A 16,631-nucleotide genomic window follows, 5' to 3' on the forward strand; every position below is an offset into this window, starting at 1 on the left:
CCGCCGGCCCGCCCGCACCGGCGCACGCACGGCACGGCGCGGCGCGGGCACCGCCGCACGTGCCCGCGCCGCCTTCACCGCGCCGCCCTCACCGCGCGGAGAAGCGGTGCACCGTCGCCGAGCGGTACGTCTCGCCGGGCCGCAGCACCGTCGACGGGAACTCCGGCCTGTTCGGCGAGTCCGGGAAGTGCTGGGTCTCCAGGCACAGCCCGTCGCCCTGCCGGTAGGTGCGCCCCGACGGCCCGGACAGCGTGCCGTCGAGGAAGTTCCCCGAGTAGAACTGCAGGCCCGGCTCGGTCGTCGTGATCCGCAGGGTCCGGCCCGACCCGGGGTCGCGCAGCGTCGCCGCGTACCCGGGGGCGCGGGTGGCGCCCTTGTCGAGGACCCAGTTGTGGTCGTACCCCTGCGCGCCGATCAGTTGCGGGTGCGCCGTGCGGATGTCGCGGCCGATCGGCTTGCCCTGCCGGAAGTCGAACGGCGTGCCCGCCACCTTCGCCAGCTCCCCGGTCGGGATCAGCGTCGTGTCGGTGGGCGTGTAGCGGGACGCGGCGATCCGCAGCTCGTGGCCGAGGACGTCGCCGGAGCCCTCGCCGGCGAGGTTGAAGTACGTGTGGTTGGTCAGGTTGACGACGGTGGGCCGGTCGGTGGTGGCCGCGTAGTCGATCCGCCAGTCGCCCTCCCCGGTCAGGGTGTACGTGACGGTCGTGTCGAGCCGGCCCGGGTGGCCCATCTCGCCGTCGGCGCTCACGTACCGCAGCACCAGGCCGACCCCGGCGGGGGAGCGGAACGGCTCCACGTCCCACACCCGCTTGTCGAAGCCGGCCGCCCCGCCGTGCAGGCTGTTGGGCCCGTCGTTCACCGACAGCCGGTACTCGCGCCCGTCCAGGGTGTAGCGGCCGCCGCCGATCCGGTTGCCGTACCGGCCGATGAGCGCCCCGAAGTACGGGCTGGACGCCACGTACTCCTCGAGCCGGTCGAAGCCCAGCGACACGTTGGCGTACCGGCCGCGCCGGTCCGGCACCTCCAGCGACTGGACGATGCCGCCGTACGACAGCACCCGCATGCGGGTGCCGCCGTTCTCCAGCGTCCAGCGGTGGACCCGGGTGCCGTCGGCGAGGGTGCCGAAGTGCTCTCTCACGGGTGTCCTGCCTTCCTGCGCGTGGGCGGTGCCCGGGGCGGCGACCGCGGTGAGGCCCGCGGCGGCGGCCGCCGCCAGGACGGTGCGTCTGCTCGTTTCCATTGCGGCTCCTTGAGGGGGAGGGGAAACCGGTGAAGGGGGAGTCACTTGCCGGCCCTGCGCTTGTTCCAGACGTCGAAACCGACCGCGGCCAACAGCACCAGGCCCTTGATGACCTGCTGGTAGTCCGTGCCGATGCCGACCAGGGACATGCCGTTGTTGAGCACGCCCAGCACCAGTCCGCCGATGACGGCGCCCATCACCGTGCCGACGCCGCCGCTCATGGACGCGCCGCCGATGAACGCCGCGGCGATGGCCTCCAGTTCGAAGTTGAGGCCGGCCTGCGGGGTGCCCGCGTTGAGCCGTGCCGCGTACACGCACCCCGCCAGGGCGGCCAGCACGCCCATGTTGACGAAGACGAGGAACGTGACCCGCTTGTCCTTGACGCCGGACAGCTTCGCGGCGGCCTTGTTGCCGCCGAGCGCGTACACGTGGCGGCCGACGACGGCGTTGCGCATCACGTACCCGAGGCCGATGAGCAGCACGCACATGATGAGCATCACGACCGGCACGCCGTGGAACGACGCCAGCGTCAGCGTGAACGCCGTCACGGCGGCGGTGATCGCCACGCACTTCAGCACCCACACCCCGGTCGGCGCCACGTCCAGCTCGTAGGCGAGCTGCCGCCGGCGGTCCCGCCACTCCCGCAGCAGCAGGAACACGACGGCGACCAGCCCGAGGAGCAGCGTCGGGTTGTGGTACTGCGTGTACGGGCCCATCTCCGGGATGAACCCCTTGGCGAGGTTCTGGAAGCCCTCCGGGAACGGCGCGATCGACTGGCCCTCCAGCACGATCTGCGTCAGTCCGCGGAACAGCAGCATGCCCGCGAGCGTCACGATGAACGAGGGGATGCCGAGGTACGCGATGAAGTACCCCTGCCAGGCGCCCGCGAGCGCGCCGACGAGCAGCGAGAGGATCAGCGCCGGCACCCACGGGATGTCGTGCTTGACCATCATCACCGCCGACAGGGCCCCCACGAAGGCGACGAGCGAGCCGACGGACAGGTCGATGTGCCCGGCGATGATGACGATCATCATGCCCATGGCAAGGATGAGGATGTAGCTGTTCTGCTGGATCAGGTTGGAGACGTTGTTCGGCAGCAGCAGCGTGCCGTCGGTCCACACCTGGAACAGCACGACGATGAACGCGAGCGCGATCAGCATGCCGTACTGCCGCATGTTGCCGCGCAGCCCCCGCAGGAGCACCTCGCGCGTCGACGGCCGCGCGGACGACGGTCCGGACGCCGCGCCCTTCGGGGAAGTGGTCGTGGTGGTCATGGCGGGGCCTCAGCTTCTGTTCATGGTCATCTGTCGCATCAGGACTTCCTGGGTGGCGTGGGCGCGGTCGACCTCACCGGTCAGCCGGCCTTCGGCCATCGTGTAGATCCGGTCGCACATCCCGAGCAGTTCCGGCAGTTCGGAGGAGATGAAGAGCACCGCCTTGCCCTGTGCCGCCAGCCGGTCGATGACGGTGTAGATCTCGTACTTGGCGCCGACGTCGATGCCGCGCGTCGGCTCGTCGAGGATCAGCACCTCGGGGTCGGCGTGGATCCACTTGCTGAGGACGACCTTCTGCTGGTTGCCGCCGGACAACCGCCCCACCTGCTCGAACACCGTCGGCGTCTTGATGTTCATCGTGGTGCGGTACCGCTCCGCGACCCGCCGCTCGTGGTGCTCGTCGACGACGCCGCGCCGCCGCATCCCGGTCAGCGACGCCAGGGAGATGTTGCGGTTGACGTTGTCGATGAGGTTGAGGCCGTACTGCTTGCGGTCCTCCGTGACGTACGCGATGCCGGCGGCGATCGCCTCGGGCACCGTCCGCGTCGCCACCTCCCGGCCGTCGACCTCCACGGTGCCGGAGACGTACCGCCCGTAGGAGCGGCCGAACACGGACATCGCCAGCTCGGTGCGGCCCGCGCCCATCAGCCCGGCGATGCCCACGATCTCCCCGCGCCGCACCGTCAGCGACACGTCGTCGACGACCGTCCGCTGCTGGTCCACCGGGTGCCGCACCGTCCACCCGCGCACCGCGAGCGCGACCTGCCCCGCGTCCTCGCCGGTGTACCCGGTCCGCTCGGGGAACCGCTGGTCGAGGTCGCGGCCGACCATGCCGCGGATGATCCGGTCCTCCGAGAGCTCCGGCTCGTCCTGCGGCGTCCCGCGCACGGTCAGGGTCTCGATGGTGCGCCCGTCGCGCAGGATCGTCACCGCGTCCGCGATCCGCCGCACCTCGTTCAGCTTGTGCGAGATGATGATGCTCGCGATGCCCTGCTCCCGCAGCTCCAGGATGAGCTCCAGCAGCTTGGCGCTGTCCTCGTCGTTCAGCGCGGCCGTCGGCTCGTCCAGGATGAGCAGCCGCACCTCCTTCGACAGCGCCTTGGCGATCTCCACGAGCTGCTGCTTGCCGACGCCCAGCTCCGAGACCGGCGTCTGCGGGTTCTCGGCCAGACCCACCCGCTTCAGCAGCCGGCCCGCCTCGCGCAGCGTCTCGTTCCAGTCGACGATCCCGCGGGCGGCGCGCTCGTTGCCGAGGAAGATGTTCTCGGCGATCGACAGGTACGGCACCAGCGCCAGCTCCTGGTGGATGATGACGACGCCGCGCCGCTCGCTGGCCCGGATGTCCTTGAACGCCACCGGCTCGCCCTCGAAGAGGATCTCCCCCTCGTACGTGCCGTGCGGGTGGACACCGCTGAGGACCTTCATCAGCGTCGACTTGCCGGCGCCGTTCTCACCGCAGACGGCGTGGATCTCCCCGGCCCGCACCGTCAGGTTCACCTCGGAGAGCGCGGTGACGCCGGGGAACGTCTTGGTGATCCCGCGCACCTCCAGGACCGGTCGGGCGGCGCTCACTTCAGCTGCCCGGCGGTGAAGTAGCCCTCGTCGACGAGGAGCTCGGTGTTGGTCTTGTCGATGCTGACCGGGTTCAGGAGGAAGGACGGCACGGCCTTCTTGCCGTTGTGGTAGTCCTTCGTGTTGTTGACCTTGGGCTTGCGCCCGTTCAGCACCGCGTCGCCCATCTCCACGGCCTTCGCGGCGAGTTCGCGGGTGTCCTTGAACACCGTCTGCGTCTGCTCGCCCCGGATGATGGACTTCACCGACGCCAGCTCCGCGTCCTGCCCCGTGACCACCGGCAACGGCTGGTCCGCCGTGCCGTACCCGGCGCTCTTGAGGGCGGAGATGATGCCGATCGAGATCCCGTCGTAGGGGGAGAGCACCGCGTCGACCCGCGCGTCGCCGTAGTTCTTGCTGATCAGGTCGTCCATGCGCTTCTGCGCCGTGCCGCCGTCCCAGCGCAGCGTCGTCACCTGGTTCAGCCGGGTCTGCCCGCTGCGGACCACCAGTTGCCCGCTGTCCAGGTAGGGCTTCAGCACCTTGACGGCGCCGTTCCAGAAGTACTTGGTGTTGTTGTCGTCCGGGGAGCCGGCGAACAGCTCGATGTTGTACGGGCGGCCCGCGCCCTTCGCCGGCTCGCCCAGCTTCAGCTTGTCGACGATGTAGCGGGCCTGGAGCTCGCCCACCCGCTCGTTGTCGAACGAGGCGTAGTAGTCGACGTGCTCGCTGCCCATGATCAGCCGGTCGTAGGAGATCACCGGGATCCCGGCGTCCTCCGCCCGCTGGAGGACCTCGGTGAGCGCCGAACCGTCGATGGCGGCGACCACCAGCAGCCGCCGCCCCTTGGTGATCATGTTCTCGATCTGGGCGATCTGGTTCTCGACCTTGTCGTCGCCGTACTGCAGGTCGGTCTCGTACCCGGCCTTGCGGAACTGCTCCGCCATGTTCCGACCGTCGGCCACCCACCGCTCCGACGCCTTGGTCGGCATGGCCAGGCCGATGGTGCCGCCCTTTCCGGCCGGCGGCTTGTAGCGGCTGCCGCCCCGGGCCTCCTGGCCGCAGGCGGTGAGCGAGACGGTGAGCAGGGCCGCCGCGAGGGCGGCGCCCGCGACGCGGGCTGTGCGGGTGCGCATGGGTCAGTCGCCTTCCGGGACGGGGAAACGCCGCAGGTCGCCCGGGAGCCGCGAACCGAGCGGCGACATGCCGCCGTCCGCGCCGTGGCGGGCCAGCAGGTCGAGGACCAGACGCCCGCGCCGGACCCGCTCCCGCGCGGTGGCGAGCGTCGTGTCGCGGAGCTGGGCGCCGTACGGGTAGATGCCGGGGGACCGGCTCAGCCCGAACTTCAGGTACAGCGGCGCGCCGCGCCGGATCAGCTCGGCCGCCTCGTACATCCGGATGTAGCCGCCGAGGTCGTCGGGGGCCTCCACGTACATGTCCATCGGGGCGCGGCTGACGCGGCGTATCTCGGTCAGGTGCGCGAGCGTCAGGTCCGACGGCACGTTGAGGGAGTCGGCGCCCAGCCGCTCGTACACGGCGTACGAGGCCGGGTTGACCGGACCGATCAACGCGGACAGCTTGAACGTGGTGTCCGCCGGCAGCGTGCCGGCCGCGCGCAGCCGGTGCAGCGTCCACAGCACGCCCTCGTCGGCGACGAGCAGGCAGCGCACGCCCAGCTCGGTGGCGCGCAGCGCGTCCTCCACGCACCCGGCGAGCCCGTCGTGGCCGCGGGCGCGCAGCCCTGCGCCGCCCGAGTCGGTACGGGTGGCCGCGCCGATGTCCCAGGTGCCGCGCGGCCCGGTGAACAGGCACAGCTCGATGTCCCGTTCCGCGCAGGACTCCACCATCTCGGTGATCTCGGCGTCGGTGAGCATCCACACGCCGCTGCCCTGGCTGATCCGGTGAACGGGCACGTCGAGGCGGGAGCTCTCCTTCAGGACGACCGCGAGCGCCTCCGGGCCCTCGACGGACGGGATCTCGGTGCGCCACACCCCGCCGTCGGGGAAGGCGTGCGGGGAGGCGTCGGCCGGGTCGGGCTCGGGGGCGGGGTGGCCGATGCGGGCGAGGGCATCGGCACCCGGGCGACGGGGTGCGGGCGGGGAGGTCACAGGACTCCTCTGGGGTCGGTCGAAACCACAGGTGTTCGATATTTCGGTCGTTATTCGGATCTTGCGGGGTGCGGCGGCGCGGGGGCCGTTGGGCGCTCCCCGCGCCGCCGCACGTCTCGGGGGCCGGTCAGGGCCGCAACAGCACCTTCCCGGTCGTCGGGTCACCGCTCCCCACCAGCGCGATCGCGTCGGCGAACCGCTCCAGCGGGAACTCGTGGGTGACGAGCGGCGCCGGGTCCAGCAGACCGAGCGCGAAGGCCCGTACCGCGTCCGCCCACGCCTCCGCCGACGCGCCGAAGACGCTGCGGACCTCCAGTTGGCTCACCGACAGGTGCACGGGGTCGATCCCGGTCGCGCCCGCCGTGAACATCCCGGTCAGCACCACCCGCCCGCCCCGCCGCGCCAGCAGGCACGACGACGCCGCCGTGGACGGCGCCCCGGCCGTCTCCACGACCAGGTCGAACCGCCCGCGCAGCGCCTCGCCGCCCTCCGGCGTCAACGCGCCGGTGGCCCCGAACCGCAGCGCCGCCTCGGCGCGCGCGACCCGCGGATCGATCACGACCAGCTCCGCCGGCGACGACGCGGCCAGCAGCTGCACGGCCAGCAGCCCCAGGGTCCCCGCGCCCACCACCGCCACGCGCTCGGTGGGGCGCGGCCGACCCGCGCGTACCGCCGCCGCGATCACCGCGGCCGGCTCCAGCAGCGCCGCCGCCCGCAGGTCGGCGTCGTCGGGCAGCGGGTGCAGCAGCCGCGCGGGCACCGTCAGGTGGTCGGCGAACGCGCCCGGCTCGGTGAACCCGGTCTCGGCGTACCCGCCGGTGCACAGGCTCGTCTCCCCGCACCGGCACCGCTCGCAGACCCCGCACGAGCGGAACCCCTCGGCGACCGTCCGCCGGCCCACCAGTGCGGGGTCCACCCCGTCGCCCACGGCCTCCACGGTCCCGGCCCACTCGTGACCCGGTGTCACCGGGTAGCGGACGTAGCCGGGGGCGCGCTGGCCGTCGAGCACCTCGCGGTCGCTCATGCAGATCCCGGCGGCCGCGACCCGGACCAGCACCTCGCCGGGCCGCGGCGCCGGAACCTCCCGCTCGACCAGCCGGTGGGCACCCGGCCGGTCGATGACCACGGACCGGCTGACAGCCGCCGCCGGCCGGTCCGTGGCGTCTGGTACCGGACTCACCTGGTGCCCTTCGGGGCGCGCTTCTCCCAGCCCTCGGCCCACAGGTCGAACCGGGCCTGCTGCTGCGGGAACTCCGCCGCCGCGTCCACGTCGAGCTCCACGCCGAGGCCCGGCGCGTGCGACACCTCGAAGCAGCCCGTCTCGGGGTCCACCTGGGGGGCGCCCTTGACCACCTTCTTGATCTCCGCGTCCGCGAAGTCGTTGAAGTGCTCCAGGATCTTGAAGTTGGGGGTGCAGGCGGCCAGTTGGAGCGAGGCCGCGGTCAGCACGCTGCCGCCCACGTTGTGCGGGGCGACCAGCATGTAGTGCGTCTCGGCGGTCGCCGCCAGCTTGCGGGTCTCCAGGATGCCGCCGATGTGCCCCAGGTCCGGCTGGATGATGTCGACGGCCTGCGACTCGAACAGCTCGCGGAACTCGATCCGGTCGTGGATCCGCTCGCCCGTCGCCACCGGCAGGTCCACCTTGTCGGCGAACTTCTTCAGCGCCTTCAGGTTCTCCGGCGGCACCGGCTCCTCCAGCCACGCCGGGCGGTACGGCGCCAGCTCCCGCGCCAGGCGCACGGCGGTGGCCGGGCTGAACCGGCCGTGCATCTCCAGCATCAGCTCGGCGTCCGGGCCGATCGCGTCGCGCACCGCCTCGATCAGCGCCACCGCGTACCGGGTCTGCTCGGCGTCCAGCTCGAAGTGGCCGGTGCCGAACGGGTCGATCTTCAGCGCCCGGTAGCCGCGCGCCACGACCTCCTGGGCGGCCTTGTGGTACGCCTCGGGGGTCCGCTCGGTCGTGTACCAGCCGTTCGCGTACGCCTTGACCCGGTCCGTGACCTTGCCGCCCAGCAGCTGCCAGACCGGGACGCCCAGGGCCTTGCCCTTGATGTCCCAACAGGCCATCTCCACGACGGCGATGCCGGACATGACGATCTCACCGGCCCGGCCGTAGTCGCCGTACTTCATCCGCCGTACGAGGTCCTCCACGGCGAACGGGTCGGAACCCGCGATGTGGTTGACCTCCGCCTCCCGCAGGTAGCCGATGAGCGCGTCCGTGTGGCCCAACATGCGGGTCTCGCCGACGCCGGTCAGGCCCTCGTCGGTGTGGACGAGCACGTAGGTGAGGTTGCGCCAGGGGGTCCCGACGACATGAGTGCTGATTCCCGTGATGCGCACGGTAGTTGCCCCTAGAGTCCGTTCGATACGTTGGCTGTGTTCGACATTTCGTCACACGTTCGAAATCGTGGCGTGACCGTAATCAGCCCCCGGGCGGGGTGTCAATGGTTCGCGCACCTCCCGCTCGGCGGAGTGCGGCGCACGGGGGGCGCGATCCGGCGGTCCCGCCCCGGCCGTTGCCCGCGGAGGCGTCACTGAGTAGCCTGTGTTCGTCATACCGGTCACTGGCCGGGGTTTCGAACGAAGGGGTGGGTGGCCTCATGGGACGGCTTGTTCCCGCGGTGACCAGGGCGCTCGACATTCTGGAGCTGTTCCTCGACGGAGACGGCACGCTCTCCGCACCGGAGATCACCCGCAGGCTCCAACTGCCCCGCACCACCGTGCACGAGCTCGTCACCACGCTCGCCGCCCGCTCCTACCTCGTGCCCCTCCCCGAGCAGCCCGGCCGCTACCGCCTCGGCGTCCGGGCGTACCAGCTCGGCAGCCGGTACGCCGAGCAGCTCGACCTCGCCGCCGAGGGCCAGCGCGTCGCCCGCGAGGTCGCCGAGACGTGCGACGAGACCGTCCACGTCGCCATCCTGGAGGACCTGGACGTCATCTACATCGCCAAGGTCGACTCCACGCACGCCGTGCGCATGGTGTCCGCCGCCGGCCGCAGGCTCCCCGCCCACTGCACCTCCGTCGGCAAGATGCTGCTCGCCTCGCTCCCCCCGCACGAGCTCGACGCCCGGATCGACGGACGCGAACTCACCGCCATGACCCCCAGCAGCCTCACCGACCCCGACGAACTGCGCGCCGCACTCGCCGTCGTCCGGGAGCGCGGCGTCGCCACCGAGCACCGCGAGTCCAACCCCGACGTCAGCTGCGTCGCCGCGCCCGTGCGCGACAGCGCCGGACGGGTCGTCGCCGCCCTGTCCATCTCCGTCCCCATGATCCGCTGGAGCGAGGAGCGCGAGGCCGAACTGGCCGAGCTGGCCGCCAAGGGCGCCGCCGACCTCTCCATCCGCCTCGGCCACCGGGGCACCCGGTGACCCCGCCGGCCGCGCCCCGCCCCGGCCGCGTCGAGGTCGCCGTACGGGAGACCGCGCAGCTCGGCGAGGGGCCCACCTGGGACCCGGCCACCGGCCGCCTCGTCTGGGTCGACATCCTCGGCTCCCGCGTCCACACCTACGCCCCCGCCGACGGCCGCCGCACGGTCGTGCTCACCCCCCAGCACGTCGGCGCCGCCAAGCCCCGCGCCGGAGGCGGACACGTCGTCAACCTCCGCGACGGCATCGGCCTGTACGACCCCGACGGCACGTTCCGCTGGCTCCTGCACGACCCCGTCGACGGCCGCCGCGGCAACGACGCCGCGGTCGCCCCCGACGGCAGCCTGTGGGCCGGCACCATGCGCTACGACGAGGCGCCCGGCGGGGGCACCCTCACCCGGATCGCCCCGGACGGCACCGCCACCACGCTCCTGCCCGACGTGACCGTCAGCAACGGCACCGACTGGAGCCCCGACGGAGGCCTCGTCTACTACGTCGACACCCCCACGCGCCGCATCGACGTCCTGCGCACCGACGGCGGGCACGTCGTCGACCGCCGCCCGCTGGCCACCGTGGAACCCGGCGCCGGCTTCCCCGACGGACTCACCGTCGACGCGGACGGCTGCGTCTGGGTCGCCCTCTGGGACGGCGCCGCCCTCCGCCGCTACACCCCCGACGGCCGGCTCGACCGGACCGTCCCCCTGCCCGTACGCCGCCCCACCGCCTGCGCCTTCGGCGGCCCGGACCTGCGGGACCTGTACGTCACGACCGCCCGCACCGGCCTCGACCGCCCGCACCCGCTGAGCGGTTCGCTGCTCGTCCTGCCGGACGCCGGACAGGGCCGCGAGGGCCGCGCGTTCGCAGGGTGACCTGGGCTTGCTACTATCGCCCGCCATCTCGACGCCACAGGTACGGGGGCAGTTCGAGCACATCAGCACCGACAGCACGACCATCGAAGCAGCGCGACGAAGCGCAGGGGAGAGGCCGCCCGTGGGCACATCCGCCGATGACGCCGCCACGGAGTTCCACGAGTTCTTCGAGCGCCACTACGCCGAACTCGCCCGCCTCGCCCACCTGCTCACGGGCGAGGCGGACGCGGCCGACGACCTCGCCGCCGACGCCCTCCTGGCCCTGTGGCACCGCTGGGACCGCGTCCGCGCCGCCCAGCACCCCGCCGCCTACGCCCGGGGCGTCGTCGCGAACCTCGCCCGCAGCCGCATCCGCAGCGCCGTGCGGGAGCGCCGCCGCATCGCCCTGTTCTGGTCGCAGCGCGCCGAGTACACCGAAGGACCCGACGTACCCGCCGTCGTCGACGTGCAGGGCGCCCTGCGCCGGCTGCCGTTCCGCAAACGGGCGTGCGTCGTGCTGCGCCACGCCTTCGACCTGTCCGAGCGGGAGACCGCCCTCACCCTCGGCATATCCGTGGGTACGGTGAAGAGCCAGACATCGAAGGCCATGGTGCAGCTGCAACAGCTGCTCGGCACCCGCGCTGCCGCGTCGGAGCTGGTCGGAGGAAGGAACTAGTGGACGAGCTGCAGCGAGCGCTCCGGGACGCCGCCCGGTCGCACCACCCCGACCGGGCGCGGATCCTCGCGCGCGTGGAGCGGGGGATGGACCGGCCGGCCCCCGCCCCGCGGCGCCACCACCGGCCGCCCGCCCCCCGGTGGCCGCGCGTCGCCCTGGCCGCCGCCGCCGTCGCCGGCGTCCTCGTGGTCGGCGGTCTCGGCGCGCGGGCCGTACTCCACGAGGACGCCCCGGCCCCCGCCCGGGTCGCCGACCCGCCGCCGGCCACCCCCACCGCCCCGGCCCCCACGAGCGCCGTGGACGGCTTCCTGCGCGCCCGGGGCGACGTCGACCCGCACAGCAACCGCTTCTGGGCCCAGTCGAACATCACCTTCAACACCGCCACCGCCCTCACGGGGCTCACCGTCGAGCTGCGCGTCGCCCAGACCGGCGGCGTCGCCGACACGGGGAACTGGCGCACCCCGCCCGCCGGCCACTTCACCGTGTCGGTGCGCGAGGAGGGCGGCGCCCTCGTCTACACCTGGACCCTCCGCGAGGGCCGCACCGTCCCCGTCGGACGGCACGTCTTCGCGGGCCAGTACAACCACGCCGAAGGCGGCCGGGACGCGGGCGGCGACCGCTTCACCGTCACCGCGACCGGCGCGGACGGCGAGCGGGCCACCGTCACCGGCGGCTTCGCCTCCGGGCCCGGCACCACCGGTTCCTCCTGAGGTCGCGTGACCGCTGACCGGCGACGACAATGGCGAGTGCCGGACGAACAAGGAGGCGGCATGACCGAAGAACCCGAGACGAGCTCCCGGCGAGGGGGTGGTGTCACCCCCGACGCCCTCCTGCACAGCGGTGCCGAAGGCGAGTTCACCGCCGAGGACCTGGTCCTCGCCTCCGGGCGCGACGTGAACCCCGAGAACCTCGCCTGGGCCGAACGCAGGATGGCCGAGAAGGGGAAGGCGGCCCTCGACGAGCTCCTGCCCTGACCCACCCCCCTCCGGGCCACGCCGCGCACCCCGCTCGGCGTGGCCCCGCCACGCGGCCCCGCCCCGGTCAGCCCGCGCCGCCCTCCTCGCCGTCCCGCACGTCCTGCACGTCCTGCACGTCCTCCTGGACCAGCGGACGCGTCGCCGGCCCCTGCACGACCCGCCCCTCCACGTCGAACCGCGACCCGTGGCACGGGCACTCCCAGGCGGTCTCCGCGTCGTTGAAGTGCACCACGCACCCCAGGTGCGTACAGCGCGCGGACACCGCGCGCAGCGCCCCCGCCCCGTCCCGGTGCACCGCGAGCAGCCGCCCGCCGACCCGCACCACCGCCCCCTGGCCGGGCCCCACGTCCGCGACCGAGTCGGCGTACGCGCCCGGCGCCCGGTCGCCCACGAAGTGCTTCGCCACCTGCGCCTGGAGCCGCAGCACCGCCGGCACCTCCCGCAGCGGGCGCAGCCGCACCGGGTCGTACAGCGACGCCCAGGCCAAGTCCCGGCCCCGGATCCGCGCCGCCAGCAGCGACCCCGCCATCACCCCGCCGCTCATGCCCCACCCGGCGAACCCGGTCGCCACGTACACGTGCCGCGCCCCGGCGTGCAGCCGCCCCACGTACGGCACCCGGTCCGTGGTCCAGTTGTCCTGCGTCGCCCACCGGTGGGTGATCTCCAACGGCGCGAACCGCTCCCGCGCCCACTGCTCCAGCCGCGCGAACCGCTCGCCGACCTCGCCCTCCTCCGCGGTGCCCGGGGTGAACTTCTCCCCGGTCACGATCAGCATCCGCGTCCCCTCCTCCCCGGTGGGGGCCGTCCGGACCGAGCGCGTACCGCCCTCCGACGTCAGGAACACCCCGCCCGGGTCGCGGTCCGCCGGGATCGGGCCCGCCACGACCAGCTCCCGCTTCGGCTCCAGCCGCGTGAACAGCAGCGCCCGGTCGAACACCGGGTAGTGCGTGGCCACGACCACGTGCCGCGCGACCACCGTGTCACCCCGCTCGGTGGTCACCTCGCACGGCGTGCCCTCCTTCAGCCGCGTCACCCGGGTCCGCTCGTAGATCCGCCCGCCGAGCCGCTCCAGGTCCGCGGCGAGGCCCAGCAGGTACTTCCGCGGGTGGAACTGCGCCTGCCCCTCCACCCGCACCGCGCCCGCCACCGGGAACGGCAGCGGCGTGCGCGTCACGTACGACGCGGGGAGCCCCGCCTCCAGCGCCGCGTCCGCCTCGGCCCGCAGTCCGTCCGTCCGCCCGGGGTCCTCCGCGTACGTGTACGCGGGGAGGCGCTCCAGGTCGCAGTCGATGCCCAGTTCCTCGCTCACCTCGGCCACCCGCTCGACGGCCAACTGCTGCGAGTGCGCGTACAGCCGCGCCGCCCGCGCGCCGTGCACCGACTTCACGTCCGCGTACACCTCGCCGTGCAGCGCCGACAGCTTCGCCGTCGTGTGCCCGGTCACGCCGGTGGCGATCCGGTCCGCCTCCAGCACCACCACCGGGTGCCCGGCCCGCGCCAGCTCCCACGCGGTGCACAGCCCCGCGACGCCGCCGCCCACGACGACGACCTCCGTCTCCACCGACCGCTCGAGAGCCGGACGGGCCGGCCCCGGCGCGTACTCCATCCACAGCGAACCGGACAGCGGGTCGAAGACCATGGGCGCACTCCTCCTCGGCGGTCACACCGGGCCACCGCCGCGGCCCGGGAGGTCCGGGTGCCCGGAGAAGGCGCATGAAACCCCCGGAGCTGCGCACTCGTATTCCATGACCCACCACATCAACCCCCCTGACCCCGATCCCGACCGCACCCCGGGGCTGGACGCCGGCGGCTCGGTGCGCCCGGGCGAGACCCCGCCGGCCGAGAGCAGCACCCCGGGCGCGGGCCCCCGCGACACCCACAACCCCCCGACGGGTTGGGCGAAGGCCCCCCTGGCGATGATCCTGGTGGTGGTCGTCCTGGTGGCGGCCCTCTTCGCCGTCATGGCGGTCGTCATCGCGAGCTGACCGCGGTGGTGCGGCGGCGCGTGGCCGGATCCCGCGCCTCCCGCACCTCCCCGGGCCGCCGCCACCCGCGCCGCCCCGTACGAATCCCGCAGACAGGGCGCCATACTGGACGGGCCGGGGAGGCGCAGCGAACGACGGGGGCGACATCACGCGATGGCGGAGACCAGGCTCATCCACGGCCGCTACCGGCTGCTGGAGGTGATCGGGCGCGGCGGCATGGGGGAGGTGTGGCGGGCCACCGACGAGTCGCTCGGCCGCCGGGTCGCCGTGAAGTGCCTCAAGCCGCTGGGGGCGCGGCAGGACCCGGACTTCCTGCGGGTGCTGCGCGAGCGGTTCCGGCGCGAGGCCCGCGTCGCCGCCTCCCTCCAGCACCGCGGTGTGACGGTGGTCCACGACTTCGGCGAGGCGGACGGCACCCTGTACCTGGTCATGGAACTGCTGGAGGGCCGCAACCTCAGCCAGCTCCTGGGGGACAACGCGCGCCACCCGCTGCCGGTGCACGACGTCGTCGACATCGCCGAGCAGGTCGCCGACGCCCTCGCCTACACCCACCGCCAGGGCATCGTCCACCGCGACCTCAAACCCGCGAACATCATGCGGCTCGCCGACGGGACGGTGAAGATCTGCGACTTCGGGATAGCCCGCCTCGGCGCCGACATCGGCGTCTCCTCCCGCCTCACCGGCACCGGCATCGCCATGGGCACGCCGCACTACATGTCACCCGAGCAGATCAGCGGCGACCGGGTCGACCACCGCAGCGACCTGTACTCGCTCGGCTGCGTCCTGTACGAGATCGCCACCGGCGCCCCGCCGTTCGACCAGGACGACGCCTGGGCGATCCTCGTCGGCCACCGCGACACCCCGCCCGAGCCGCCGCGCAGGCGCCGCGCGGACCTGCCGCCGCTGTTCGAGCGGATCGTGCTGGACCTGCTCGCCAAGGCCCCCGAGGCCCGCCCCGCCGACGCGGGCGACCTGCGCCGCCGCATCACCGGCACCCGCCGCGCCGCCCTGCCCGCGAACGCCCCGCAGCCCCCGCACCTCCCGGACGCCCAACGGCCCGTCCCGCCGTACCCCCCGGGCACCGGCCACCCGGACGGCCCCGCCGACGCGTCCGGACGCGTCCCCCTCCACCCCGGGACGGGGCCCGCCGCCCCCGCGCTGCTCCCGGCCTGGACCCGCTCCATGACCACCGGCCGCACGTCCGTCGGCGCCCTCCTGCCGCACGCCGCGCCCCCGCCGGAGGATCCGGCGTCGGCGCTCACCGGCCGGTGGACGGCCGCCGGGGCTCCCCCGCGCCCGCGCACCGCGCCCGCCCTCCCCGGCACACCGGCCCCCGGCGCCCCGGTCGCGCCCGCCGCCCCGCCCCCGGTCCCCGTACCGGAGCCGGACCTCCTCGCCGTCCTGGCCGGCCGCCACAGCGCGGGACTCAGCCTGGGCCGCCTGGGCCGCTGGGCGGAGGCCGGCGAGGCGCACCGCGCCGTCGCCGCCGAGCGCGCCCGCCTCCTCGGCCCCGACCACCCCGACACCCTGGCCAGCCGGTACGAGTACGCCTTCGCCCTCAGCCGCGCGGGCCGCCCCGCCCCCGCCCTGCGCGAGTTCGGCCACGTCGCCGAGGGCCGCGCCCGCCTCCTCGGCCCGGACCACCCCGACACGCTCACGGCCCGTCAGGAGACCGCGCACGTCCTGGGCCGGCTCGGCCGCCACGCCGAGGCCCACCGGGTGTACGCCGACGTCCTCGCCGCCCGCGAGCGCGTCATGGGCGCCGACCACCCGGACACCCTGCGCTGCCGGCACAACCTCGCTTTCACGCTCGGCCGGCTCGGCCGGCTGGAGGAGTCGTACCGCACGGCGTACGAGGTGGCGGCCGCCCGCGCCCGGCTCCTCGGCCCCGACCACCCCGACACGCTGGTCACGCTCTACGAGGTGGCCCACGTCCTCGGCCGGCTCGGCCGCTGGGCCGACGCGCTGGGCACCTACCAGGAGATCGCCGCCGCCCGTGCCCGCGCGCTCGGCCAGGACCACCCCGACACCCTCGCCGCCCGCTACGAGGCCGGCATCTGCCTGAGCCGCCTGGGCCGCGGCCGGGAAGCGCTGGAGCTGTACCGGGACCTGGTCGCGGCCCGTACCCGGGCGCAGGGCCCCGACGACCCGGAGACCCTGCGCGCCCGGCACGGCCTCGGGGTCAACCTGGGCCGGCTGGGTCGTTGGGAGGAGGCCCTCGCCGAGGCCCGCGAGGTCGCCGCGGCCCGCACCCGGGTGCTGGGTCCGGACCACCCGGACACGCTGGTCAGCGGCCGGGAGGTGGCCGTGTGCCTGGGCTGGCTCGGCCGCTGGGGCGAAGCGCTCACCGGCTACCGGCACGTCGCCGGGGCCCGCGAACGGGTCTTCGGCCCGGACCACCCCGACACCCTCGCCAGCCGCAACGACGAGGCGCAGTGCCTGGAGCAACTGGGCCGGCACGCCGAGGCGGTCGAGCTGTACCGGCGCGTGGCCGCCGCCCGCCGTCGGCCCGCGCCCGGGTGACGGCGGGCGGCGGCCACGCGCCGCCCCGCCCGCCCGCACAGCGGCCCGGGCCGGGCCCCCCCACCGGTCCCCGCCCGCATC

The 16,631-nt window shown here is 74.0% G+C and carries 15 protein-coding genes; 7 read left to right on the forward strand and 8 right to left on the reverse strand.

What is annotated here, in order from left to right; translation table 11 throughout:
- Positions 1–88: 88 nt before the first annotated feature.
- From AC07D6_RS04425 to AC07D6_RS04455, 7 genes are all read right to left on the reverse strand, one after another.
- Positions 89–1,240, reverse strand: coding sequence for an aldose epimerase family protein (locus tag AC07D6_RS04425; RefSeq protein WP_479041882.1), 1,152 nt, complete (start codon positions 1,238–1,240; stop codon positions 89–91).
- 41 nt (positions 1,241–1,281) lie between these two features.
- Positions 1,282–2,514, reverse strand: a complete 1,233-nt coding sequence (gene mmsB, locus AC07D6_RS04430; protein ID WP_315878608.1) for a multiple monosaccharide ABC transporter permease — start codon at positions 2,512–2,514, stop codon at positions 1,282–1,284.
- Positions 2,515–2,523: 9 nt separating this feature from the next.
- Entirely contained in the window at positions 2,524–4,086 is a 1,563-nt protein-coding gene (gene mmsA / locus AC07D6_RS04435) for a multiple monosaccharide ABC transporter ATP-binding protein (RefSeq protein ID WP_479041884.1), read from the reverse strand.
- Complete coding sequence (chvE, locus tag AC07D6_RS04440; protein ID WP_479041886.1) at positions 4,083–5,201, reverse strand: multiple monosaccharide ABC transporter substrate-binding protein; 1,119 nt, start codon at positions 5,199–5,201, stop codon at positions 4,083–4,085. Before chvE ends, mmsA begins: the two co-directional genes overlap by 4 nt.
- 3 nt (positions 5,202–5,204) lie before the next feature.
- Entirely contained in the window at positions 5,205–6,173 is a 969-nt protein-coding gene (locus AC07D6_RS04445) for a hypothetical protein (protein WP_479041888.1), read from the reverse strand.
- A 127-nt stretch (positions 6,174–6,300) separates the two neighbouring features.
- A complete protein-coding gene (locus tag AC07D6_RS04450) occupies positions 6,301–7,353 on the reverse strand; it encodes a zinc-dependent alcohol dehydrogenase (RefSeq protein WP_315878612.1) in 1,053 nt (350 codons plus the stop codon).
- Entirely contained in the window at positions 7,350–8,513 is a 1,164-nt protein-coding gene (locus tag AC07D6_RS04455) for a mandelate racemase/muconate lactonizing enzyme family protein (RefSeq protein WP_479041890.1), read from the reverse strand. The genes AC07D6_RS04450 and AC07D6_RS04455 overlap by 4 nt, the downstream gene beginning before the upstream one ends.
- A 260-nt stretch (positions 8,514–8,773) precedes the next feature.
- Between AC07D6_RS04455 and AC07D6_RS04460 the strand changes: the two genes are divergently transcribed.
- The 5 genes from AC07D6_RS04460 (at position 8,774) to AC07D6_RS04480 (ending at position 12,039) form a co-directional block, all read left to right on the forward strand.
- The gene (locus tag AC07D6_RS04460) at positions 8,774–9,544 is read left to right on the forward strand and encodes an IclR family transcriptional regulator (protein WP_479041892.1); all 771 of its coding nucleotides are present in this window, start codon (positions 8,774–8,776) and stop codon (positions 9,542–9,544) included.
- The gene (locus tag AC07D6_RS04465) at positions 9,541–10,410 is read left to right on the forward strand and encodes an SMP-30/gluconolactonase/LRE family protein (RefSeq protein ID WP_479041894.1); all 870 of its coding nucleotides are present in this window, start codon (positions 9,541–9,543) and stop codon (positions 10,408–10,410) included. Before AC07D6_RS04460 ends, AC07D6_RS04465 begins: the two co-directional genes overlap by 4 nt.
- Positions 10,411–10,531: 121 nt before the next feature.
- On the forward strand, positions 10,532–11,065 hold the full coding sequence (locus tag AC07D6_RS04470; protein WP_479041896.1) for a SigE family RNA polymerase sigma factor: 534 nt from the start codon (positions 10,532–10,534) through the stop codon (positions 11,063–11,065).
- On the forward strand, positions 11,065–11,775 hold the full coding sequence (locus AC07D6_RS04475) for a hypothetical protein (protein ID WP_479041898.1): 711 nt from the start codon (positions 11,065–11,067) through the stop codon (positions 11,773–11,775). Before AC07D6_RS04470 ends, AC07D6_RS04475 begins: the two co-directional genes overlap by 1 nt.
- A gap of 60 nt (positions 11,776–11,835) precedes the next feature.
- Positions 11,836–12,039, forward strand: coding sequence for a hypothetical protein (locus tag AC07D6_RS04480; RefSeq protein WP_315878618.1), 204 nt, complete (start codon positions 11,836–11,838; stop codon positions 12,037–12,039).
- Positions 12,040–12,106: 67 nt separating this feature from the next.
- On the opposite strand, the gene AC07D6_RS04485 is transcribed toward AC07D6_RS04480, so the two are convergent.
- Positions 12,107–13,681, reverse strand: coding sequence for an FAD-dependent oxidoreductase (locus AC07D6_RS04485; RefSeq protein ID WP_479041901.1), 1,575 nt, complete (start codon positions 13,679–13,681; stop codon positions 12,107–12,109).
- A gap of 106 nt (positions 13,682–13,787) precedes the next feature.
- On the opposite strand from AC07D6_RS04485, the gene AC07D6_RS04490 reads away from it, so the two are divergent.
- Positions 13,788–14,027: a DUF6480 family protein gene (locus AC07D6_RS04490; protein WP_315878620.1), complete on the forward strand. Its 240-nt coding sequence runs from the start codon at positions 13,788–13,790 to the stop codon at positions 14,025–14,027.
- 153 nt (positions 14,028–14,180) lie between these two features.
- The gene (locus AC07D6_RS04495; protein WP_479041903.1) at positions 14,181–16,550 is read left to right on the forward strand and encodes a serine/threonine-protein kinase; all 2,370 of its coding nucleotides are present in this window, start codon (positions 14,181–14,183) and stop codon (positions 16,548–16,550) included.
- The last annotated feature ends 81 nt before the right edge of the window (positions 16,551–16,631 follow it).

The organism is Streptomyces sp. NPDC045287 (genome assembly GCF_056432325.1).

Excerpts from the sequence above, each read along its gene's own strand:
- AC07D6_RS04490 (WP_315878620.1), top strand. The coding sequence starts at position 13,788 with ATGACCCACCACATCAACCCCCCTGACCCCGATCCCGACCGCACCCCG.
- AC07D6_RS04485 (WP_479041901.1), bottom strand. The coding sequence starts at position 13,681 with ATGGTCTTCGACCCGCTGTCCGGTTCGCTGTGGATGGAGTACGCGCCG.
- AC07D6_RS04460 (WP_479041892.1), top strand. The coding sequence starts at position 8,774 with ATGGGACGGCTTGTTCCCGCGGTGACCAGGGCGCTCGACATTCTGGAG.
- chvE (WP_479041886.1), bottom strand. The coding sequence starts at position 5,201 with ATGCGCACCCGCACAGCCCGCGTCGCGGGCGCCGCCCTCGCGGCGGCC.
- AC07D6_RS04480 (WP_315878618.1), top strand. The coding sequence starts at position 11,836 with ATGACCGAAGAACCCGAGACGAGCTCCCGGCGAGGGGGTGGTGTCACC.
- AC07D6_RS04425 (WP_479041882.1), bottom strand. The coding sequence starts at position 1,240 with ATGGAAACGAGCAGACGCACCGTCCTGGCGGCGGCCGCCGCCGCGGGC.
- mmsB (WP_315878608.1), bottom strand. The coding sequence starts at position 2,514 with ATGACCACCACGACCACTTCCCCGAAGGGCGCGGCGTCCGGACCGTCG.
- AC07D6_RS04495 (WP_479041903.1), top strand. The coding sequence starts at position 14,181 with ATGGCGGAGACCAGGCTCATCCACGGCCGCTACCGGCTGCTGGAGGTG.